Annotated in this window: 24 protein-coding genes and 1 pseudogene; 8 read left to right on the top strand and 17 right to left on the bottom strand. The window is 48.3% G+C overall.

Annotated features, from left to right (window positions below; genetic code table 11):
- Positions 1-319: 319 nt before the first annotated feature.
- Positions 320-1198 (top strand): helix-turn-helix domain-containing protein, encoded by an 879-nt coding sequence (locus I1H34_RS02945; RefSeq protein ID WP_212664271.1) that lies wholly within the window; start codon positions 320-322, stop codon positions 1196-1198.
- 183 nt (positions 1199-1381) lie between these two features.
- Here the strand turns inward: I1H34_RS02945 and I1H34_RS02950 are convergent, their stop codons facing one another.
- Entirely contained in the window at positions 1382-2245 is an 864-nt protein-coding gene (locus tag I1H34_RS02950) for a universal stress protein (protein WP_212664272.1), read from the bottom strand.
- Positions 2246-2284: 39 nt separating this feature from the next.
- Positions 2285-3787: a SulP family inorganic anion transporter gene (locus I1H34_RS02955; protein ID WP_212664273.1), complete on the bottom strand. Its 1503-nt coding sequence runs from the start codon at positions 3785-3787 to the stop codon at positions 2285-2287.
- 502 nt (positions 3788-4289) lie between these two features.
- On the opposite strand from I1H34_RS02955, the gene I1H34_RS02960 reads away from it, so the two are divergent.
- The 3 genes from I1H34_RS02960 to I1H34_RS02970 are packed head-to-tail and all read left to right on the top strand — an operon-like array spanning position 4290 to position 6546.
- Positions 4290-5183 (top strand): putative selenate ABC transporter substrate-binding protein, encoded by an 894-nt coding sequence (locus I1H34_RS02960; RefSeq protein ID WP_212664274.1) that lies wholly within the window; start codon positions 4290-4292, stop codon positions 5181-5183.
- Complete coding sequence (locus I1H34_RS02965; protein ID WP_212664275.1) at positions 5137-5928, top strand: phosphonate ABC transporter ATP-binding protein; 792 nt, start codon at positions 5137-5139, stop codon at positions 5926-5928. The genes I1H34_RS02960 and I1H34_RS02965 overlap by 47 nt, the downstream gene beginning before the upstream one ends.
- Positions 5929-5967: 39 nt before the next feature.
- Entirely contained in the window at positions 5968-6546 is a 579-nt protein-coding gene (locus tag I1H34_RS02970) for a hypothetical protein (protein ID WP_212664276.1), read from the top strand.
- A gap of 47 nt (positions 6547-6593) precedes the next feature.
- Here the strand turns inward: I1H34_RS02970 and I1H34_RS02975 are convergent, their stop codons facing one another.
- Positions 6594-7574, bottom strand: coding sequence for a metallophosphoesterase family protein (locus tag I1H34_RS02975; RefSeq protein ID WP_212664277.1), 981 nt, complete (start codon positions 7572-7574; stop codon positions 6594-6596).
- Positions 7575-7763: 189 nt separating this feature from the next.
- Between I1H34_RS02975 and I1H34_RS02980 the strand changes: the two genes are divergently transcribed.
- Entirely contained in the window at positions 7764-8519 is a 756-nt protein-coding gene (locus I1H34_RS02980) for an ABC transporter ATP-binding protein (protein ID WP_249369746.1), read from the top strand.
- 61 nt (positions 8520-8580) lie between these two features.
- Here the strand turns inward: I1H34_RS02980 and I1H34_RS02985 are convergent, their stop codons facing one another.
- Positions 8581-10980 (bottom strand): ATP-binding cassette domain-containing protein, encoded by a 2400-nt coding sequence (locus I1H34_RS02985; protein ID WP_212664278.1) that lies wholly within the window; start codon positions 10978-10980, stop codon positions 8581-8583.
- A gap of 263 nt (positions 10981-11243) precedes the next feature.
- On the opposite strand from I1H34_RS02985, the gene I1H34_RS02990 reads away from it, so the two are divergent.
- Complete coding sequence (locus I1H34_RS02990) at positions 11244-13022, top strand: serine/threonine protein kinase (RefSeq protein WP_212664279.1); 1779 nt, start codon at positions 11244-11246, stop codon at positions 13020-13022.
- 114 nt (positions 13023-13136) lie between these two features.
- On the opposite strand, the gene I1H34_RS02995 is transcribed toward I1H34_RS02990, so the two are convergent.
- The 3 genes from I1H34_RS02995 to psaM form a co-directional block, all read right to left on the bottom strand.
- The gene (locus tag I1H34_RS02995) at positions 13137-13937 is read right to left on the bottom strand and encodes a response regulator transcription factor (protein ID WP_212664280.1); all 801 of its coding nucleotides are present in this window, start codon (positions 13935-13937) and stop codon (positions 13137-13139) included.
- Between the two features lie 171 nt (positions 13938-14108).
- Positions 14109-14501 (bottom strand): slr1601 family putative cell division protein, encoded by a 393-nt coding sequence (locus tag I1H34_RS03000; RefSeq protein ID WP_235107147.1) that lies wholly within the window; start codon positions 14499-14501, stop codon positions 14109-14111.
- A gap of 536 nt (positions 14502-15037) precedes the next feature.
- Positions 15038-15133 carry a photosystem I reaction center subunit XII gene (psaM, locus tag I1H34_RS03005; RefSeq protein WP_212664281.1) on the bottom strand — a complete coding sequence of 32 codons (96 nt, stop codon included), beginning with the start codon at positions 15131-15133 and terminating at the stop codon, positions 15038-15040.
- 311 nt (positions 15134-15444) lie between these two features.
- On the opposite strand from psaM, the gene I1H34_RS03010 reads away from it, so the two are divergent.
- Positions 15445-16257, top strand: coding sequence for a TerC family protein (locus tag I1H34_RS03010; protein ID WP_212664282.1), 813 nt, complete (start codon positions 15445-15447; stop codon positions 16255-16257).
- A gap of 52 nt (positions 16258-16309) precedes the next feature.
- Here I1H34_RS03010 and I1H34_RS03015 read toward each other — a convergent pair whose 3' ends face one another.
- The 10 genes and pseudogenes from I1H34_RS03015 to I1H34_RS03055 all read right to left on the bottom strand — a co-directional run bounded on the left by I1H34_RS03015 (position 16310) and on the right by I1H34_RS03055 (position 21853).
- Positions 16310-16972: a hypothetical protein gene (locus I1H34_RS03015; RefSeq protein WP_249369748.1), complete on the bottom strand. Its 663-nt coding sequence runs from the start codon at positions 16970-16972 to the stop codon at positions 16310-16312.
- Positions 16969-17691: an SIR2 family NAD-dependent protein deacylase gene (locus I1H34_RS03020; RefSeq protein ID WP_212664283.1), complete on the bottom strand. Its 723-nt coding sequence runs from the start codon at positions 17689-17691 to the stop codon at positions 16969-16971. The genes I1H34_RS03015 and I1H34_RS03020 overlap by 4 nt, the downstream gene beginning before the upstream one ends.
- A gap of 59 nt (positions 17692-17750) precedes the next feature.
- Positions 17751-17876 (bottom strand): annotated as a pseudogene (locus I1H34_RS03025) (IS5/IS1182 family transposase); the annotation flags it as partial.
- A 19-nt stretch (positions 17877-17895) separates the two neighbouring features.
- Positions 17896-18270 carry a VOC family protein gene (locus I1H34_RS03030; protein ID WP_212664284.1) on the bottom strand — a complete coding sequence of 125 codons (375 nt, stop codon included), beginning with the start codon at positions 18268-18270 and terminating at the stop codon, positions 17896-17898.
- Between the two features lie 148 nt (positions 18271-18418).
- Positions 18419-18628 (bottom strand): type II toxin-antitoxin system HicA family toxin, encoded by a 210-nt coding sequence (locus tag I1H34_RS03035; RefSeq protein WP_212664285.1) that lies wholly within the window; start codon positions 18626-18628, stop codon positions 18419-18421.
- Positions 18625-18828 carry a type II toxin-antitoxin system HicB family antitoxin gene (locus I1H34_RS03040; protein ID WP_212664286.1) on the bottom strand — a complete coding sequence of 68 codons (204 nt, stop codon included), beginning with the start codon at positions 18826-18828 and terminating at the stop codon, positions 18625-18627. The genes I1H34_RS03035 and I1H34_RS03040 overlap by 4 nt, the downstream gene beginning before the upstream one ends.
- A gap of 640 nt (positions 18829-19468) precedes the next feature.
- Positions 19469-19585, bottom strand: a complete 117-nt coding sequence (locus I1H34_RS33240; protein ID WP_463675103.1) for a hypothetical protein — start codon at positions 19583-19585, stop codon at positions 19469-19471.
- 77 nt (positions 19586-19662) lie between these two features.
- Positions 19663-20537 (bottom strand): IS630 family transposase gene (locus I1H34_RS03045; RefSeq protein WP_212664287.1). Its coding sequence is split into 2 segments (ribosomal slippage): positions 19663-20205 and positions 20208-20537, totalling 873 coding nucleotides; the frame shifts between segments, so codons are not numbered across the junction.
- 296 nt (positions 20538-20833) lie between these two features.
- Positions 20834-21355, bottom strand: coding sequence for a hypothetical protein (locus tag I1H34_RS03050; RefSeq protein ID WP_212664288.1), 522 nt, complete (start codon positions 21353-21355; stop codon positions 20834-20836).
- A gap of 126 nt (positions 21356-21481) precedes the next feature.
- A complete protein-coding gene (locus I1H34_RS03055) occupies positions 21482-21853 on the bottom strand; it encodes a hypothetical protein (protein ID WP_212664289.1) in 372 nt (123 codons plus the stop codon).
- Positions 21854-22251: 398 nt separating this feature from the next.
- Between I1H34_RS03055 and I1H34_RS32915 the strand changes: the two genes are divergently transcribed.
- Positions 22252-22350 (top strand): hypothetical protein, encoded by a 99-nt coding sequence (locus tag I1H34_RS32915; protein WP_315874858.1) that lies wholly within the window; start codon positions 22252-22254, stop codon positions 22348-22350.
- The last annotated feature ends 114 nt before the right edge of the window (positions 22351-22464 follow it).

Consider the following 22464-nt stretch of genomic DNA (forward strand, 5'->3'; position numbering starts at 1 on the left):
ATAGTATTGGCCACTGATTTCATGCCCCATCTATGGCCTCGCATTCAAATCAGAACACCACTACGCTAGATCCACGACTAGGCAGTGTATTGAACATTCTTTGGCAAAGTGTTCAGATCTTTGGGTGGATCGAATTTAATGTCAGAATTTATGGTCCAAAGATTTTGTATGAAGTGGGATTGCAGAGCACTTCAGTCCAATCTTCAGCACGGTATTCTAATGTGCTCTGTTTAGGTAAATCTAGTGGGTGTATTGAACTTACTTGCAAAAGTTTGTAGGGATCAGCAAAAATGAGCCAAAGCTATTTGCTACCAACAGCATGAACTCTCAATCTCCTCAGTTATTGGAGGCTGTTCCCCAAGAGTGGATCGTTTCTCAGCAAATCATTAAGGCTGGAGGCTTGACCATCTCGCATCATGTTGAGCCACCCTCAGATCTTGTGATCTCTGCCCTGAGTCAGCATGTATTGAACGTTACTCTCAGTCACGACAATACTCAACAATTTACCCAAATTGGGAAACAGAAGTATAGTGGCCCCCAACCGTCAGGATCATTCTGGCTAGCGGTAGCGAATGATATGCCGTGTCGTTGGTGCTGGGAGAGTGTTGACGAAACCATGGTGTTCGATATTGATCCGCTCTATTTGCAGACATTTGCAATGGAAAACGGCTATCATGCCCCCGAACGACTGGAATTGAAATCTATTTCTTTTAGTCACGATCCTCAGCTAGAGATGCTGGCTCAGCAGTACCATCGCGAAATTCAGCAAGGAGGCTTAGGGGGACGACTCTACAGTGAAGCCTTGGGCAATCTTTTTCTGCTACATATACTCAGAAATTACTGTTATCAACGCCCTAAGTTCCGCCAATATGACAAAGGCTTAGGGGATAAACGATTGAAGCGAGTCTTAGCTTATATTGAACAACATTTAGCCGAAAATATTGGCTTACAGAAATTAGCTACCGTTGCGGGCCTCAGCCAATGCCACTTCTCTGAGATGTTTAAAAAATCCCTTGGTGTTCCTCCCTATCGGTATGTTCTACTCCAACGCCTTGAGCGAGCGAAACGCTATCTCAGACAAAGCGATCGCCCGATTATTGATGTGGCTTTAATCTGTGGATTTGCCGATCAGAGTCACCTAACCAAACACTTTCGCAAATCTGTGGGTATGACACCTAGAGCGTTTAGAGAGTCTTGAACATACAGCGAATGAATCAGGTTTCAATGTAGCCGACTATCCAGCAAACAATGGCTTTCTGTAGTTGAAGCACACCCCAGATTTCTTGTGGTAAAGCAGGTTGCGATCGCAACTTCTGCATCAGCTATTCATATGTCTGCTGCTTGAGCTATTCGATCACCAAACGTCTTATCAAAAATCAGCCTAACGGAACAGAAGCACTGGCACTTGCACACTTCTCAGGAGCTGAACCGTGGTACTACCAATCACAAGGTGGCGTATGCGTCGGTGACCATAGGCCCCCATCAGTAACAGGCTCATTTTGTTTTGCTCAATATAGTCGGAAATTACCTTTTCAGGGGCTCCTGTGGACAGGGTGGTCGTCACGGTCAGTCCTGCCTGTTGCAGCGTTTTCTCGGCATCAGCTAACTCCTGGGATTTCACTGCATCCGACTCTTTTTTTGCCACTGTCAGCAGATGAATCTCAATATCCTTGAACCCTGGGGCACTGTCCACTAGGAAGTTCAAGACCCGCTTGCCCGTGGGGCTACCGTCATAAGCCACCAGTAGACTCTCAATCGGGGCAAAGGTTTGGGGAGTCACCAGGCAGGGCTTGGCACTGCTGCGCACAATTCGATCCACGTTGGCCCCCAAATGCCCTGAGGCAAACTCCGCTGCCTCCCCCCGCTTGCCCAGCACGATCAGGTCGGATTCGGCCTCAAAATCATGGAAGCAGTCTACAAGGAAGCCCGTGGGGTTGAGCAGTTCTAGATTACTGAGCCCTTCTGCCTTGAGGACTTGCTCCGCATTGTGCAGAATCAACTTTGCCCGTTGTTTGTTGAGCTTGGCTTTTTCATGCTCCAGGTTCACCAATTCGTTTAACAGCTGCTCGGATGCCCCAAGACCAATACTGCCGCTGAGATTGCCGGTGGAAACGACCTTTTGGCGAATATCACTGACAAACAGAACCTTCATCTGAGCCTGAAGTTGGTGAGCAAACCAGGCTCCATATTTATAAATGCCGTCTGCAAAGGCAGACCCATCAGAGCAGAGAAGAATGGTTTTCATACGGGTGGTTTCCCTAAAGGATGGCGGGCAAGTGTAGGACTAAGACGGGTCGTTGGAGATCAGTTCCTCATCCGTGGCAAGGCGATTCAGCAGGGTGGTGCTGGCTTCATTCAGACCCACCACATTCACTTCGATCCCTTGACGGCGAAACTTCTGTACGGCTTTGTCGAGCATTTCCACCGCCCCTTGGTCCCATAGATGGGCATGGCTGAGGTCAATGGTCACCTGCTCGACGAGTTCAGAAAAGTTAAAGGAGGCCATAAATTCATCCCGAGACAGAAAGAAAATCTGTCCAGACACCTTATAGACGCGATGGGTTCCCTCTTCCAGCATCACCCGATCCACCAGCACCAGCTCGGCGATTTTACGGGAGAAAAACACGGTACTCATAACGATACCCGTGGCCACTCCTAGGGCAAAGTTACGGGTAAAGATAATTACAAACATCGTCGTCAGCATGACCACGACTTCACTGCGGGGGACCCGAGGAATATTGGTGAAGGATGACCAGCGGAAGGTACCAATGGACACCATGATCATCACTGCCACCAGGGCAGCCATGGGCATCTGTCTCACCCAGTCTTGCAGGAACAGAATCGCCCCCAATAAAAAGATGCCAGCCGCCAGACTAGATAGACGACCTCGGCCTCCAGACTGGACATTGATCACGGACTGACCAATCATGCCGCACCCTGCCATACCGCCAAAGAAGGCTGTGACCATATTGGCAATGCCCTGGCCTTTGGCTTCTTGGTTCTTGTCGCTAGGGGTATCGGTCAAATCGTCCACTAGAGAGGCGGTTAGGAAAGAGGCCAACAGCCCGACAATCGCCAGAGTTAGGGAATAAGGCAGGATAATGTTTAAGGTCTCTAGATTGAAGGGTACCTGGGGTAGGGCAAATAAAGGCGGTGTCGTGGGCAGCTCCCCCATATCGCCTACGGTGGGCACATCCAGACGCAGGGCAATGGCAGCAATGGTCATGACTGCCAAGGCGACTAGAGGCGAAGGTACCGCCTTAGTAAAGCGAGGCAAGATATAGATAATCCCCAGGGAAAGCACGGTAAGTACATAAACCATGGGGGGCACGTTTGTGAGCTGGGGCAGCTGTGCCATAAAGATGAGGACGGCCAGGGCATTGATATAGCCAATCATCACGGCTCGGGGCACAAATTTCATTTGGCGACCCAGTTGGAGCACCCCAAAGATCACCTGAAAAATGCCGGTCAAAAAGGTGGCCGCCAGCAGATATTGCAATCCATGCTCTTTGACTAAATCCACCATCAGCAGAGCCATGGCTCCGGTGGCTGCCGAGATAGAACCGGGACGTCCCCCGAGGAAAGAGGTAATCACGGCAATAATAAAGGAGGCATAGAGCCCGACCTTAGGATCCACCCCAGCAATGATCGAAAAGGCGATGGCTTCCGGAATCAGGGCTAGGCCGACCACGGCCCCGGATAGCAGGTCGGCCTTGGGATTAACCAACCACTCCCGTTTAAGAGCGCGCAAATTGAGAGAGCGGACGTTGAGATTGGGAATGTTCAAGGGGTCTCCTTAAGCCTGAAAACGTAAATCTTGGTGAGTGGGGGAGAAATTGGTCAGTCTCGGTTGTCAGTGGGACGCTAGATGAAACCTTTACAACGGAGCTATGGATGGGGTGAGTGAGGTGTAGTGGGCTGATTGGGGGGCAGTGCCGCATCAGCTCATTGACTCCGAGTGGTCCTCACAAATCCCCATTGCTTGAGTTGCCCAGCGTTCCTGTGATGCCTTCCCTATATTGAAGCGACCTAGCTGCTGGCCGATGTTCTTGGGAATTGAGAAAGAGCACCATCGTTTGCGAGTAGATTTGCTTAATAATTTTTTAATATATGCCTATCTAAAGACAAATCGGTGGCAGTGTCTAGGGGGACAAAAAAGAGAAGGCAATGATCGTGTGGCGGCGTCTTGGGTGGGGAGAAACCATTTAGCGTAACGGTATGGCGATTGCCTTCCTGCTGTACCCTTAACAAATGTTGGTTATTGACTCCTGTTCTGGGACTTCAGCGGTATGAAACGATTTTTACTCCCTAGCTTGTTGGGGTTATTGCTGGTTGCTTGCTCAGCACCGGAAAGCTCGACTCCTCGCCAACAGCCTTTTGTGGCTGGGGCTATCCCCGATCAAGACCCTGAAAAGCTCCAGCGTCTTTACAGCAAGTTAGCCACTTACTTAGAAGCCGAGTTAGAGGTTCCCGTTACCTATAAACCCGTCAATAACTACGCGGCTGCGGTCACTGCTTTTCGAGTGGGGGATCTAGACATGGTTTGGTTTGGCGGCCTGACAGGGGTGCAGGCACGTCTACAGGTCCCTAAGGCCCAAGCCATTGCCCAGCGAGAAATTGATGCCAAGTTTACCAGTGTCTTTATCGCTAATAAATCGAGTGGGATTCAACCTTTTGAAGCAGTTAAGGGATTGCAAGCACTCAAAGGTCGGACCCTTACCTTTGGGAGTGAATCCTCTACCTCGGGACGGCTAATGCCCCAATACTTTATGCAGGAGGCCAACCTCACCCTCAAAGATCTCAAGGGTAATGTGGGATTCTCAGGGTCCCACGATACGACGATTAAAGTGGTAGAAGCTGGAACCTATGAAGTGGGAGCCTTAAACTCCCAAGTCTGGAAGGATCGGGTGGCTGAAGGCAAGGTGGATTTAGAGAAAGTCCAGGTGATTTGGGCAACCCCCTCTTATTTTGACTATCATTGGGTGATCAATCCCCAGGTGAGCGAACGCTACGGTCCCGACTTTATTCCTAAAGTTCAGGCGGCCCTACTTAAGCTCGACCCCGCTGTCCCGGAGCAGGCAGAAATTTTGGATCTCTTTGGGGGGAGTTCGTTTATCAAGACCGATAATAGTAACTATGCTCAAATTGAAGCGATTGGCCGCCAAATCGGCAAGATCAAATAGCGGTATTCTGTCGCTGCAACAGGTGAGTCATCGGTTTGGTGATGTGTCTGCTCTAGCCGATGTCAGTTTTGCTATCTATCCCGGCCAAATTATCGCTTTAATTGGTTCTAGCGGTGCTGGCAAAAGCACGCTGTTGCAGTTACTCAATGGCACCCTTCAGCCCACCGCAGGTGAGGTTTGGGCCATGGGACAGCCTTGGCAAGCCCGCTCGGCCCGGCGGATTCAACGACAAATTGGCACCATTTACCAGCAACTCCATTTGGTGCCCTCATTACGAGTGATCCATAACGTCAATGCGGGGCACCTAGGGCGTTGGCCTTTTTGGAAGGCGGCGGCATCCTTGGTGTGGCCGCTAGAAGTGGAGACCGCCCAAGCAGCCCTAGCCCAGGTGGGCATTCCCGATAAGCTCTATGCCCGCACGGATCGTCTTTCTGGGGGGCAGCAGCAGCGGGTGGCCCTTGCCAGAGTCTTAGTGCAAGATCCAGCGATTATGCTGGCTGACGAACCCATTGCCAGTCTCGATCCAGAACGCAGCCACGACATTATGCGGCTGCTCAGTCGTCTAGTGCGGGAGCGGGGTAAGACCCTGGTGGTGAGTTTGCATGGGGTGGACTATGCGCAGCGGTATTGCGATCGCATCATCGGTCTCAAGCAGGGCCAAATCCAGTTTGATCTGCCCGCCCAGGACGTCACCCCCAACCAGCTCCGTCATCTCTATCAGCTCGACAACCCACCTTCTGGCTAGGTCAGTACAATCAAGATCGGCCCCTCAATCCTTGTCGCCATGTCGTCCCTTTCCGCTCCCTCTGCCCCCACCGCCACAGAAGCCGTGTATCGAATTTCACCGCTGATTCGGTATAGTCTTTGGCTGCTGTACTTTGCCCTCGTGGTTCCCCTGCCGATCTTGGCAAAAGTGAATCAGGTAGGAGCTGTTACCCAAGGCAGTCTTTACGTGGGTTTAGGACTGGGGGTGGTGGCGTTAGCCGCAGCCTTAAGTGAGCAAGTCTATCTTTCCGCCACAGGGATGGAGATTCGCTATCCCCAGTGGGTTCCAACTTGGTTTCGACAGGGCTGGGCTCTGACCTGGCCAGAAATAACGGCCATTAAGCCTCGGCGTACAGGACAAGGTGGTCTGGTCTATTATCTGATTACTCCCAGTGGTTCAGCCCAACTCTTGCCCATGCGGGTGGCTGGATTTGCCCAAATGACCCGCACCATCGAAGACCAAACCGGCTTAAAAATGGTGGCCGTTAAACCCCTCGCCCAAGTCTGGATGTACGGCATGTTACTGGGTTTCGGACTCCTATTAGCCCTGGCTGATGTTTGGATTCTATGGACGGGTATCAGCTATTTAGGTGGATAGAATCGCGACGTGCAGATAACTCAGGGAGCGGTGAGTTTCCGCACCACTTATGCCCCATTCTTCTGGAAGGAAGGCTGGGCTATAAAGGTAGGTGTAATCACACCCTGGTCAAAGGGCTGACCGTTGACCCCCATTCCATGGATTACGAGCTGATGGTCATAGACCGCAATTGCGGCAAAACCGAGCTGTGAACTGGAAAAAGCGGTCCAATCCGACGAGCCTGTGGGCCGTAATCGCGCTCCCACTCCGCAGGTCAGGTAGGTGGTGCCAGCAATGGGCTGGGTCCGCTCGTAATGGTGTTCATGGCCGTTGATATAGAGCTGGACCTGGTATTTAGCAAACAGGGGCGTTAACTGCTCACCCAGGCCTGGATAAAGTTTGGGGGTGCCTAGTAATGGCCCTAAGCGCGTAGCTAGCTGCCATTTAATACTATGTAGTCCCGATGCAAAGATGGGATGATGCCCCAGAACAATCTTCCATTGGGCCATAGATTGAGCCAGCTCGGATTCCAGCCATCGCAATTGGGCAGGCCAGTGGTGACCTGGATTGGTATCTAGGGCAAAAAACTGTACCGACTCTCGGGTAAAGGTATAGTAGCGACCCGCCATATTGAAACTGGGGTAGCGAATCTGCCCCTCGCCTCCTTGGGACATCACGTCATGATTGCCTAACACCGCATGGAATTTGACGGCTTGCTGCAGCAACGGTGCATAGGGTTGCTCGAAGACGGGGCCGATACGCTCCATTTCTCCTCCATCGTAGATGTTGTCTCCAGCTAAGAGTGCTAAAGAGAACGGATGTCGCCGGTGGAATTGCACCATAGCGTGTGCAACATCATACTGAGCCTGTTCTCCCGTCCCTACATCACCCACGGCGATAAATTGCCATCGAGGTGCTTGGGCTAACAACGGGCCAGGATGGGGTACCTGGATCTGTAAAGACTGGGCTAGACTTCTTTTGTGGCCTAAACCCACCCCTAAGGTAGACAGACTGGCTAATGTGAGAAATCTTCGACGATTTAGGGGCATCTTGGCTGGCTATGCAGAGGCGGCAATTTGAATTGAGGTGCGACTTCCACCCTTGAAAATAGTAACTAAATCAGTGCCATGATCAATGTGGTTAAGACTACTCAGTACTGAATAAATGTATTGACGCTACGTATTGGCAGACATTGCCATTCAGAATAAAGAAAGTACATTAGCAAGATAGGACTGCTTGTGACCCCAGACGATAGCCTATCTAAATCTAGACAGCCTCAACTCCAGCTTCAACAGATTGATGTCGTGACTGAGTTGGGTAATCAATATTTACTCCAAAATATTTCTTTGGACGTTTTCACCGGTGAACGCATTGGCATTATTGGGGCTTCTGGCTCCGGTAAAACAACGCTATTGCGTCTGCTTAATCGCCTCAGTAGTCCGACGGCTGGTCAGATCCTATTTGAACAACAGCCGTTACCCGATTGGCCCGTCTTGTCTTTACGGCAGCAGCTAATGCTGGTGCCTCAAGAGCCTAAGCTTCTAGGCATGACCGTTCAAGAGGCGCTCGCCTATCCTTTGCAATTGCAAAACTTGCCAGATCAGGACATCGCTAGCCGAGTGCAGACTTGGCGGCAGCGGCTTGGCATTCCTGAAGCCTGGCTAACCTCGACAGAACTTCAGTTGTCAGTTGGACAACGACAGCTAGTGAGCTTGGCCCGTGCCTGTGTGACGGAACCCAAACTTTGCCTATTGGATGAACCTACCTCAGCGCTGGATCCAGGCACCATCGATCGTGTGATCAAAGCTTTAACAGCCAGTACGATGACTTTAGTGATTGCCAGTCACCAATATGAATTTCTGAATCAGATCTGCGATCGCATCCTCTGGTTGAACCAAGGCAAACTCATTTTAGATGCCCCCATGAGTGAGATAGATTGGGCAGACATCAAAGCTGAATTGACTGCTCAAGCGGAACAGGATGATTGGGAGTAGCCCAATTTCCCCAAGATTAAATTTGAACATAGGGCAGTGCCGCCCATTTCCTATTGCCCCTTTACTGTCGGTCTTTGGACTGTTGCTTCCAGATGGTGATGCTGAGATACACCACGCTCAACAAGCAGAGCATTTCCCAGTTCAAACTGAGATTTGCCCAAGTGGGATCGTAAACTTTGGAGACTTGGAAGGGGGATGTAGACAAACCTTTAGGGACCATGGTATTCACATCCACCAAAGCGCCGTAAGCCCCCACGGACCAGCGACTAATCATAAGCCAAGACAGAAACCGGGCGATCCCCTCCAAGTCAAACAACACCCCTGAGAACACAATTTGGGGAATCAGGATCAGGGGCAAGGCACTAGCTGCCTGAATAGAGGTATTCACAAATGCTGAAACCATCAGTCCAAAGCTCAAGCTGGCAAACAAGGTGAGATAAGTTGTGATGCCACATCCCAGGCCCCAGCCAATTAAGGAGGGTTCAGGAGCGTTAAAACTTAACTGAATTACTCCCAACACCAGGATGACTTGGACGATAGCCAGAGCTGCATGAATCAGCACCTTAGAGCCTAGGTAAGGCCATAATCTTAAATTGACTAATCGTTCACGGGCGTAGATTTGGGCCTCTTGAACAATGGTCTGAGACGTACTAGAAAAGCCAACCCACATGGCTGCACAAGTAAAAATAAACAACACTCGTAAAGCGAGAGGGGCCTGCATCGGATCATTGGCATTGGCTAAGACCACCAAGGAATTACGATCTTGCAAAGCAAAGGTAATCAACCCAATTCCCACGGGCGCTGTGAATAACAGCAGGATCAAACTATAGTGCTCCCGCAAGACCAGTGTGAGATACCGTTGACTCAATACCCACCCTTGCCACCAGGGGTCTGCGCCTTGTCGGAGAGAGCTTTTCATCAAACCCATCCCACTCGGTTCTCCACCACTGAGTACCCTCTGCACATATTTTTGATAGGTGTCAGATTGCAGAAATTTATGAGACCAAAATTCAACCGCCTGATTCGGATGGGAGCCGACGTCTCCCTTACCCAGCTCGATGTAAATATCAGAAAAGTATTTGAAATCTGCAGAGGGCATCTGGAAAAACGTCAAAGCTTCCTTGGGAGGCCCAAAGAAACATAAATGCCCCCCTTGCCCCATAAAGGCAATATGGTCACAAACCTCTAGGTTAGAAGTGGCATGGGTGACCAAGATAATGGTGCGCCCTTGATCCGATAGTTCCCTCAGCAAATTCATCATGGTCTTGTCCAACCCTGGATCTAGTCCAGAGGTGGGCTCATCCAGAAAAAAGAGTTTCGGATTGGCCAATAACTCAACTGCAATACTGACCCGCTTCCGTTGACCTCCACTCAAATTTTGCACTAGCTCCTGGCTCACATGGCTGAGCTGTACCTGCTGCAGGGCTTGAGCCACAGTTTTGGCACTATCGGTGTGGGGCGGTAATCGTAATTGACAGGCATAGGTCAACACCTCCATGACGGTCAAATTCTGATGGACAATATCATCTTGAGGCACATAGCCGATTTCTGAACGATATCGGTCAAAGTGTTGCCGGATATCATCTCCATTCAGCAAGACTTGCCCGGAGGTGAGCGGTTCAATGCCCAGTAGCGTTTTCATTAACGTAGATTTGCCAGCGCCACTGCCCCCCACAAAAGCCACCAGCTGTTTAGGCTCAATGGCCAAGGACACCTGATTGAGAATCACTTTCTCCCCTTTACCTGTGGGGACTTTGCGCAAGAGCTGATGGGCGTCAATCCGGATTTGATCTCCGCTATCGACTAACTCCAGGACTCCCTGATGCCATAACAACGTGTAGGGGCCGATTTGGATGGTGTCACGCTCTTTGAGGGTATAGGCTGCGTCCAAGCGCTGATGATTAACGAACGTCCCATTGGTGCTGTGGTCTCGGAGGACAAACTGATTGGCTTCATGGCTAATGGAGGCATGACGGCGGGAAACTGTAGGAGACGGTAACGCCATGGCTGCGTAGCGTTGGCCCACATCACTTCCCAGTTCCACTGGCCATTCTTGTAAGTTGAGTAAATTCAGCTTTAATTTGCTGAAGATGGCACTGCCCCTGTCCTGACCCGGCTCTAGATAGGTCAGGACAATGAGATTGCGCGGATCTAGGCCAATTTGGAACTGCTTGGGTTGATCGAGCAGATACCCTGTTTGGGTGGTGATGCGTCTATGCTCGGTAAAAATCCCATTGGTACTGGCTTTGGTCAATCCGTCACCATCATAAATTCGATAGTGAGTACCCTGGCGACGGAATACAGCATGACGACTGGATAATGCCTCCCACCCCTCATTGGGCAAGACAAAATCGGCCCACTGGGGATCTCGACCTAATCGATGTTCTTCTTGATTTAATAAGAAACGTTTAACCTGACCTCGACTCTTAAGTTCAACAAAGGACTGCTGAAGATCTGTCATTTTAAATAACGATTAATGGAGACTCGTTTTTCATCAAAAAATATCACTTCTTGAAGAAAATCTTCAGAATCTATCGCAAACTAGTTCAAATCGTAATAATAGCTATTATCCACTCGAAAAAATCGAAAATTATCTCAGTAAATTAATATGTTTGAAAGAGGTTAACGCCTGAGATAGGTCGATAGTTTGGACCCCTAAACTATCAAGTTCGAACTGCTATTTTGATGTGTTCATACAAAGACTAAGCTATTGGTGGGATCCTTATGCTTGACTCTCCTGACCAACCATTATCACTTCTAGGAGACCGTTATCGCATTACTAGAATTCTGAGTGAGGGTGGTTTTGGAACAACCTATTTAGCCATTGATACCCTACTTCCTTCCCAGCGAAAATGTGTCGTAAAACAGCTCAAGCCCATCGAGGAAGATGCCCACATCAATACACTAGTGCAAGAACGGTTTGAGCGTGAAGCGGTCATTTTAGAATCACTCGGTGGCAGAAGTGATCAAATTCCTAGCCTCTATGCACAATTTGTAGAAAAGAACGTTTTTTACCTGGTGGAGGAATGGATTGAAGGGGATACCCTCATCGCCAAAATCCAAAAAGAAGGGTTACTCAGTGAAAATGCGGTGCAGAAGATCTTGATCAGCCTCCTCAAGGTCTTGAGTGATATTCATGCCGCCAACCTTTTGCATCGCGATATTAAACCAGACAATATTATTCTGCGCTGGCAAGATGGAAAGCCGGTCTTAATCGACTTTGGTGCGGTGAAAGAAACGATGGGGGCAGATCAGGCTGAAATGTCTAGCGCTTCCGTGGTTGTGGGAACACCTGGCTTTATGCCTGCAGAGCAAATCACTGGACAGCCTGTGGATGCCAGTGATCTCTACAGTTTAGGGGTGACGGCGATTTATTTACTGACGGGCCATATGCCCCAGGAACTGGATACTGATCTGGCAACGGGGCAATATCTTTGGCACCATTTGGTTCCTGGACTCAGTCCTGGGTTTATGGCAGTGATCGATCAAGCCACGCAGACCCATGCCCATGACCGCTTCCCAACGGCTGAGGAGATGCTACAAGCGTTGCAATTCCATGCCTCTTCTGATGCCTCAGTCGCTAGCTTTCAGCCGATTCCGACGGCCATTTCGACTCTGCCGACTGATGCGGTTCAGGCATCTCAGCTTGCCGGCCAATATGCGACTCAAATAAGTCAACCTGCATCTCCTGTACCTAAGCCCAAAGAATGGTATAAACCCATTGTCACAGGGGGATTAATTGGCTTGACCGTTTTGGGCACTTCTACCTTGGCCGCTCAACATTTACCTCAGTTTTTAGCAGCCTATCAAGATACCCCTGAGGAGAGTGACCCTACGGTTTCTCCGCCACCTCAGACTCTCAGTCCTTCTATCGCCCAGCCCCCTATCCCAGAAGATCCTCTCCGTCAGCCCGCTGTATCTATGCCAACCAATGCCACTGTCATGGGACGACCGGGGGCCAAAAACATTCGCCTGGGTGTCGGGACTCAGCAGGGAGTCGTGGGGAAAGCCCGACCTGGAGATCGGGTTCAGGTACTCAAAAGTGCCTACAACGCAGATGGATATTTGTGGTACCAGATCTTTGCCCCCAAGACGACTACGGAAGGTTGGATTGCGTCTCATTTGGTTGATGTTGATGCTGGCGTGAATACGCTCAAAAAGGTGCGCTCCGTGCGGCCAAGGCCAATCTTCAAACTGCCTCTGTACAAGCGGCCACAATATCGAAAACTGCCTGTGTTTCGACGCTCACGCCGGGGCTATTGCACCTTTCTGGCTAATGATCGGAAACATATTGTCAACGACCCATGTACGATTGCGGATAACAAAGCGGGCACCTATCAAATTCGATGGTCTGATGGCATCTCTACCACCATTACGACTGAGCCAAAAGTGGCAATCGATGGTGTGCCAGCGGTTAAAGTTCAAACCAGTGCCACTAGCCTGACGGTGAGTGGCAAGAAAGGCAAAGTTGGCTTCTGCTGGGATTGTAATCTTGACGACTGAGTTGAGGGCAGCGCGAGGGAGTGATTGTGAGGGACAAGGTTTGAGAGCCCACCGCTGTATCTTTTAAGTTCTATTCACCCGAAGAGCCGCAGATTGGGCAGCCTGCCACTCTCCTTAACCCGATTGGGCTCTGGGGATAGGCATTTGGCTAGTAGTGGCCCCATCTGCCACAAAACGATTGGATGAAGGGGGGATCTGAGAGGCATCAGAGCGACGCGATGGATTTGCATCCATCAGATAGCTTAGATTGAGACGGTAACCCACGTTCCGTACAGTTTGAATGAGCTGAGGTTGTTGGGGGTCTTGTTCAATCTTCTTGCGGAGGGACAAAATATGAGTATCTACTGTCCGTGGATTGTCGATACTTTCTGGCCAGGCTCTTTGCAAGAGTTCGACCCGGCTGAGGGCGGCCCCTTCTGCTTGGACTAAGACATAGAGTAGGCTAAATTCCTGGGGAGTGAGATCCACTAGCTCGTTATGGTAGTGAACGCGCCGCTGGATCAAATCAATCCTCAACGCTCCAAAAGAAATTTGTGTGGGCAGGCTGAGACGGCTGCGGCGGCTCAATGCCGAAATTCGAGCCAAAAACTCTTGCATGCCAAAAGGCTTACCCACATAATCATCTGCGCCTGCCTTTAATCCAGATACCACATCGGCTTCAGTTGTTTGAGCCGACAACATCAAAATCAGAGGATGCTTCTGGCGCTGTAGCCATCGACAGAGTTCCTGACCCAGACCATCTGGTAATTCAGAGTCAACAATAACCAGATCAGGTTGATGCTGTTGATAGGCAGCCTGGGCCTGCTTGATACTAGCGCTGAGATGAATAAAGTAGCCTACTTGCTGTAGATGCCAACCCAGAAGAGATCGCAAGTGAGGATTAGCCTCAACTATTAAGATGTGGAGTGAGTCCACGGAATTTAGGGTCCTGCATTTTGTTACCCCAACGTTAGCAGATAAATTTTAAGGTTTTGGTAACTGTAGTTACGAACATTCCACACAATGCAATTCTGACCCATAAAAAAGCAGGTCCACCAAAGATTGGGCCTGCTTGAATGCTTGAATCGATTAAGGGTAAGAGAGGGGTTAGGGCTGGTTCTTAGTGGGTTTAATCCACACCAGATTGCGCTTGTTCTTACGAATGAGATGGCCATGTTCTTCTGACATGCGCCGGGATACTTCCGGAACTAGGCTCTGCTCATGGGAGTGCTTGAGGGCTTCAACCTGTGCAGAGGTCCGGCTCACTTCTCCTTTGATTTCCTGTAATTTGGCTTCTTGGGTGAGCTGGTGAGGCAGCATGTTACTGAGGGTGTAGAGACAGGTCCCAATCAAAAGAACGTTGACCCCCAAGATTGTTGCGGTTTCGGTGGTCCGAGCAGCAAATTTAGAACTTTTGCGAGGATGGCGTTTTCTTGCCGATCTCTGCTTCATTTTGCGGGTGGGGCGGGGGTCAGGTTTTGGCTGGGATAATGCACTCATATTTTGTTGGCCTTTATAAGGCAGTATGACGAACTGATTTACACCAATGCCAATCAATTAGCGGCATTTTAAAAACGGCAAAGACAGAAGAAACAACCTAAATAGGCTGTTAGGTTAACGTTTGCCTTCTAAAACAGGGAACACCAAAATCAAAAACCGGACTTTCCCTTAGGTGGGGACTCGTTGGTTTTGCCAGCTCCAAAAATAACGTGATGCACGCAAAATTGGCTCAGTGTGTGGCTAGTGTAGCGAATAAAACGAAAAAATGTAAATCAATTGGATAGAAATCTTTAGTTTTTGTAGAATTCGGCTGTTGGGGTAAATTTTCTCCCGCGACTGGTTATGTAAGTCGATGAATGGGATACGGAAAACCTCCAGCAAAATTGCCATCAGCTATTAGACGATTAAACAAAAAAATAGTGCCTTACTCAAGGTAAAGCACTTGCTTTGTATGTTGATTTTAATGATACTGGATGCCTTATTTGATCAGTGGCTAAGACCACATCATAAGGAAGCCAGACCTGTGATTGGCATGCTTACTTGGAAAGGGCAGTGCCAAGATTGAGTGCTAGCAATGCAGGTAGCAATGCCACAACAAGGGCGATCACAATTTGTAGATCTGATAGTTCCATGAATATCAAACTCCATTATTCCCATTTTTATTAGTCTACAATGTCTGCTCCTTCATGCATCAGGAAAATAGATTGTTACATCACTCAACATTCATCATTGGCCCCAATATAGAAGGAAGCCGCTTCTCGCGAGGTTCGAGCCCTGACAAAGGTCATATCTAATATCCGTGAAAATCGGTCTTAGGTCTGGATCGCAATGCTTAATATAGTGTGCAGAAACGTTCACTTTAGCGTTACGTTGAATACCATAGAGACTGTAGGATTTGCTACTAAATCCCGCTCCCTAAACCCAGTCCCTCATTGATTGCCAGATGCTAGACCCGTTGTTTGAACTCTCTCCCCAGGTCAGTCTCGACACCGCACTCATTATTTTTATTTTGATTGCCTTAGAGGCCGTGCTGTCAGCTGATAATGCGATCGCATTAGCGGCATTGGTCAAAGGACTGGAGGATGAAGAGCTTCAGAGCCGTGCTTTAAATATTGGCTTGTTGGCCGCCTTTGCCATGCGGATGCTGCTGATTTTTACAGCAACCTGGGTGATTCGGTTTTGGCAATTTGAGCTTTTGGGCGCTTGCTATTTGTTATGGCTAGCGTTTCAGTATTTCTTCAGAGAAGATGACGAGAATCATCATCATGGCCCCAAGTTTGCCTCTCTCTGGCAGGCCATTCCAGTGATTGCTGTCACAGACCTGGCTTTTTCTCTGGATAGCGTGACTACTGCGATTGCCCTATCGGATGAGCGCTGGTTGGTGCTGACGGGCGGTATTTTTGGTATTATCACCCTCCGATTTATGGCAGGGCTCTTTATTAAATGGCTGGAAGAGTATGTCCATCTGCAGGATGCTGGATATTTAACGGTTGTATTGGTGGGATTCCGGCTACTGCTCAAAGTCATTAATGATGATTTTGTGCCCCCCCAATGGTCGATGATTCTGGCGATTGCTTTGATCTTTGCTTGGGGATTTTCCAAAAAACGCAACCCCGACGATCCAGAATTTCACAACCCATTAGAGGTAGATGCGGATCGACCTGAATTGGCCAATGAAGTTAGCGATTTTATTCAAGAAGTCCGGGATCTATCTCAACCGGATCCTAAGCCTCAAGCTGCGAATGAGCAGATTTAGGTTTGTCGCCTGCTTCGATCTATTACAGCCATTAGACTTTGACTGTAAATAGTCAGTGCTTCCTTGGCTGATAGCGAGAGTAGACGAGCAGATATCCCAAGATTTGTAAGCCGCCTCCAGTCAGGCCAACCCCCAGAATGACGGGAAATGAGCTGGAGAGGGTCAGCCACCAACCGTCTGAAATTAAGACATCCTCTTGGCGTTGGTTAATCTGACGATAGGTGATGCGCCTCGGCCACTCTTTTAGTCTGTAGCGATATGGGCCAATGGCAGTGGTTTGGGGTTTAGATATCTGGCAAAACCTGGGGAGTGGTTGATCGTCAATCCAGATGAATTTCCCTTGTTGCAGTTTGTAGAACGGCTTTTTGAAATAGGGCGTGACTAAAAGCATTGGATGCTCTCCCCCACCACAAAGTGTCAGCCCTCCCTTAATGGTGGGGGTGGCAATGCTGGTTTGAAACGTGCCATTGGTATCGAAAACTTGGATGCGCCCTAACATCTGAGAGAACACATACAGCTGCTTTTGGTCGTCGGCATTGTGGAGTGCGATCGCAGATGCCCCCACCAACGGAGCAGGTTGATTAAGAGGCGTTCGTTGAAGCAGAATTCCTTGGGTGACACAGAACGCCATTAGGCTGATTAACCCCCAGCTACACACCCACATCACTCTTAGATAGAAGGGCTGCTGTTGAGATGTTCGATTGAGGCGTCTCATGTCAGTAAGGTAGGGAGGATCTCTTCTGCTACACCCACAATGACCTCGTGAAAATAGGGGTTGGGTTCTGATGGGGCTTCCCGATTAATCAGAATCGTGCGGGCTCCAACATAATCGGCTGAGCGAACAAAACTGGCGGCGGGCTGCACCGTGCCAGAGGTGCCAATCGCTAGAAATAAATCACAATCTCGAAGGACCTTTTTGCTGTGCCAAGATGCATCTAAGGGCATGGGTTTTTCGAATAAGACGACATTGGGTAACTGATGGGCATGGCAGATGGAGCATTGAGGGATCTGATCGATATGGGTGGCTTGATCTGCAAAGACAGGGGCATCGCAGGCAGCATTAGAGCACCGGGTCTCTAGGAGTGATCCATGCAGTTCCACAACGTTTTGGCTGCCCGCCCGTTGGTGTAGTCCGTCAATATTTTGGGTGATCAGGGTGAAGTGTTGAGATGAATTCCAATTTTGTTCTAGATCCGCCAGGGCTTGGTGAGCCGCATTGGGAATCGCCGACGCCACAACTTCGCGCATAGCCCCCAGGGTTTGCCAAATAAAACTAGGATTATTTTGCCCAGCATCGGCATTGAGCTGATCAGCCGAAATTTCGTTCCAGACTCCGTTCGGCCCCCGAAAAGGACGAATCCCTGAGGCAACAGAAATCCCGGCGCCCGTCAGAATAACAATGCGTGAGTAGGCCGCTAAATTTAGATCAACCATGGGTTCCTAGACCTCTGGCAATATTCATTTCACGATGTGCTAATGTTGGCTTCCACCCCTTAAGCTGCAAGAGATAACTCGTCGTTATAGAGGGTTGCAATCAAGTTACACCGAAGGGAGTAGCGACGGCGACGATTGCGATAGCGCTTGGACAGAATTCTGAAAATCTTCAGACTGGGGTTCAGAGCCGTTTGCAACCAGATGTTAGGCCTCCGTCTCATGGCAGACCACTTCGATGTTATGCCCGTCGGGGTCAAGAATGAATGCTGCATAGTACTGACTGCTGTACTGAGGACGCAGGCCTGGCGGTCCGTTGTCCTGCCCGCCCGCGCTCAGAGCGGCGTAATAGAACGCATCGACCTGGTGCCGGCTTTCGGCGACGAATGCTATGTGTAGATGCGCGGGCTTCTCGTCTGTTTGGTGCAGGCACAGTGAACTCTTGCCTGTTGGCTGACTCAATTCAGAACCGTTTGGAGGCCAATCGGTGACAACAGTCACTCCAATAGGTTCGAGCGCTTTCAAGTAGAAGATTTTGCTCATCGCAAAGTCGCGAACGCCGAACTTGATATGGTCAAACACAAGCACCTCTGTTCTTATTCGCCGGGAGAGAGATGGCCTAACGGTTTGCTTCACCGGCGCGAGCAAGAACCTAAAATACAAAGCAGATAAGTGATTATTGAGTGTCCGTGTGCAGGCATGGGTTAGATATTCTTATAACAGATTCAAGTTAGATTAAATCCTCCTCAGAGAGTTGAGCGATTTTCATTAAAGCTTTCAAAGTTCTAATCTTTAAATCTCGATTCTTGTGAACTGGGATTGATAGAATTCCATCGACGTCAGCTTTTGCATAAATATGATGACTACCAGTTACTCTTTTTAAAGTCCAACCTTTTCGCTCCAAAATTTTGCAAAATCGTTTACCTGAAACAGATCTCATACAGCAATTTCAACTACTTGATCAGGTGATTGAGTCACCTGACGCTCATTAGCAACATCAAGCCAGCCCTCAATAGCGTCCCTCAAGTTATTTATCACTTCGTCTTTTGTATCCCCTTCAGTAATACAACCAGGAAGTGCAGGAACTTCTGCCCAATAACCTCCTTCCTCTGCTGAATGGATAACTGCTTTAATCTTCATAAAATCACTGATTTAACAACATTAACTTCAAATATATTTAAGGCAATCGAATAAACTAATGTATCTGCGTGGTAAAAGGTTTCAGACAAGTGTGATGGCTAACGGTAGCTGTCAAGGGCGCGAGTAGCAATTGAGAAGAGTTATGTAGCAGTCTAAATCGAGCGTCCCTTATACGGCGTTGTTAGTCATGAGTAAATACAATTTAGTTGAGGCTAAAGAATTACTGACTTTTTGAGGTTTGGTATCCGCGATCTTCAATAATTGATAGCTCATACGAGTATTTATCGCACCAGACACCAATATCTTGATACCCTTTAGCGAGAGAATCCAATAGTTCTAAGATTATCTTGAATTTTTCGCCTGAGACACAGTTCTCCAGCTCATCAAGAGTTACTTCTTGGTAGCTCATGCTTTATTGCCACCAAAAACGCATAAGGTATCGGCATTCTTCTTGTATGCGGTCATCAGCTAACCGATATTGCACAATGTTTTGAACAGCACAACGTTGTTCATCGTCTCGAAAATAGCTCTTTAAGTTTAGGAAGTTAACTGTCATGGATGTAAGACTAACGCCTCGCATCAGCGGCTGAGGTAGGCTCGTAGCGCTTGCCGAATCGTTTGTTATGTGGCATTGCTGCATTCACTCTTCTAGCCACTTCAAATATTTTGAAAGTTTAACTTCAAACTCAGCTATGGATAAGCAAGCGCCTTCTGCCATTACCGTAGTTTTTTCGGTTTCAATATTTATTATTTCCATATTCAAACATATCGCATGGTCCCATGCTGTAATTCTCGAAATATAAAAATCGGTATCTATAGCAGTCGCCACTCTAATTAGGACGCTAGGTTCAACACATGTTCCATTGCTTCTCTAAGTGAACTGAAGTGCTCTAATTGGTGTCTAATTCGACTTTTAATCCAAGCCCACGACCGTTCAATCTTATTCAAATCAGGAGAATAGGGTGGCAAGTACCACACTTCACATCCTGCGGCTTCTACCAGTTGCTCAATTCGCCCTTCCTTATGGAAGGTGGCATTATCAATGACTAACTTCTGCCCCGGTTTGAGCATCGGTATCAAACAAGTCTCAAGCCAAATTTCAAATACGGTGCGATTGCAAGCCCCTTCAATCGTGAACGGGGCCATGAGCTGCTTTCCTCTCAAAGCTGCAATCATATTGACTCGTCCACTTCTGCTACCAGACTTTAAAGCATAGACCCGCTCACCTTTGGGACCATAGCCATAGTCATACTCATCTCGATTGTCCATCCCTGACTCGTCAGCATAGACGATATCGTCTGGGTCTACTGTTGTTAACTTTTGGACGAACTCAGCCCGTTTGTGCTCATCACGTTGGCGGTAGCCATAGGTCTTTTTTTTCGAGTAAATCCAATATTCTTCAGCGCTCTTGAAATAGTACGCTCACTGATTTGCCCCTCCCACAACTCGGCCATCTGAGCTTGGGTTTTATAGCGATGTTCTTGAGCAAAAGCTCGAAACTTGTCCCAGTCTGTGATTTTGTGGCTATGGCCAAGGTGTTGTCTAGGGATGGGATGAAGATCACCTGTTTCTGCTTTGAGACGTTGCCATAGATTAATGGTGTTACGACTGATATGAAAGGTGTCACTCGCTTCTGAGGGAGGCATGCCATCAAGTTCAATAGCATCGATCACTTTGCAACGTAAATCGTAGCTGTAGATTTTAGGCATCCATTGAAAGACATAACAGTATCTCTAGTTTATTATGTCCTGAATAAAATGGCGCTTGCTATAAGTCTACATAAGCAGAACCATGTCCTGTGTCAGTAAATTTTATTTCGTTGCATTTTAAGCAGAATAATTCCTGGTTATGCTCGAACCAAGATTTAAGAATTCTTACTGGCACTGATTCATCGTAGTGTCTCATGCCACATAACGACCCACATCACCGGGCGGCCGCCAGAGACGTGGATTTCAGATGATGCACCCGACGGCCGCTCCGGTGCATGTGATTGTTATGTTGCTTTTCAGAAGGCGATTGGTTTCTGGAGTTCAAGCGCGCAGTTTACCAGTTCGGTCAATTGGCCGCGAAACGTATCCAAGTATTGTTGGTCTTCTTCGTTGTCGCATGCGACTGAGCTGAAGTGTGCAAGTTCTTCGCGCACCAGATTAACTTGTTGAAGCGTTAAGTAGTCTCCGCCGTGGATGCCGTTGTAAATGACCTTGGAAAGGATCGTCGGAAACTTCTCGGCGTTCCGTTGAAGTGTTTCTCGGAGAAACGCCACAAACGCGATGTTACCGATGTAATGATGCAGGAAAGTGCAATCTTCGTGATCGCAGGCTTGCTGGTGAGTCCACGCATAAATGGCGATAGCTGCATCGACGGTTTCGTGCGCACAGTTGATTGATCCGTCGGGGGAGACTTCGATTTCGATGCCCTGCGGCGGTGGTGTTTTGTGCCGTCCGGTTTCGTAGCAGTTGCAGTAGACGAACGCATCCAATCCCATTGTGGTTTCAACTACGCCTTTGCAACATAACGGCTCGGCCATCAGGAGCGCGACCGAATATATTTAAAGAGAAGCTGAGGCGTTTTAGTCGAGCGTCCCTTGCATGTGCTGGTTAGACAACACTGGCACTGTGAGCGAGGATTCTTACAAGTTTCGATATCAGGAAACTTAAATCCAGCGTCCAAATCTAAAAATATCTTGACAAGATATATATTCAATAACCCATGAACGATCTGAGGCAACTATTAGAACATCTTTTTGATAGAAATACCGTTCTGGTTTATTCCGTAGTGAACTCCAATCTATATGCTCCAATGCGGACCATGTATGATCAACAAGAATTGCTTTAACGGAAGCTTCAATATTTTTGGACTGTAACCAAGAGGTCAGTTTTTGATAATGCCCTTGATCCTCTCTTACAGCTAATATCCACTCACTCGTTTCATCAACTCCATATTCCCACTTAACCTCATGTAAATGATGCTCCACAAGTTTTCTGAGATCTCGAAGTCGCAGCGCTGGATTGAGGAGATCTACCATATCAAGCAAGTCTAACTATAATTAGAAGGCAAATTGCCTCTTGACACGAAAAAAATAAGAGCTAATTTTCGTCTCAAAGCCAAGCTATCTCTACATTAGCATCTCTAATCAAAAACCAAACCTTACGGAGATTTACCGATATGCAAACTTGAATCTGAATGTCTACATATAAGACAGGAAAAGCATTTTCAGCAGATCCATCATGCAGTCACGAGGAACGTTAATAGGCAAAATAACCGTATAAGTCCCAACATTAGTTAATAACAGGCACTCTATGCCACCCTGCAAACTCCTTGACAAGTCCGTGATGTAATGCAAACCAAGTATTACACATACAGCCTCGAAAAAAGTGGATCCAACACTTTATTCTCTTCCACAACAAACGTTATCCCAAAGAAATGGCTGAACTCGAAGTTGAAGCTTTTCTGACCGTAAGCGAACATGTTTCTGCTTCAACCCAAAATCGAGCCCTCTGTACCCTGATATTTTTGTACTGATACATTCTTAAACAGCTTCTGGCTGAAACGATGGATGCAGCTCGTGCCAAACGATCACAACATCAGACTTCTTGCAGAATAGACCTCTTGCTTGATCTCCAGGATGCTCAGCGG

It is taken from the genome of Acaryochloris marina S15 (assembly GCF_018336915.1).
Lineage (GTDB): Bacteria > Cyanobacteriota > Cyanobacteriia > Thermosynechococcales > Thermosynechococcaceae > Acaryochloris > Acaryochloris marina_A.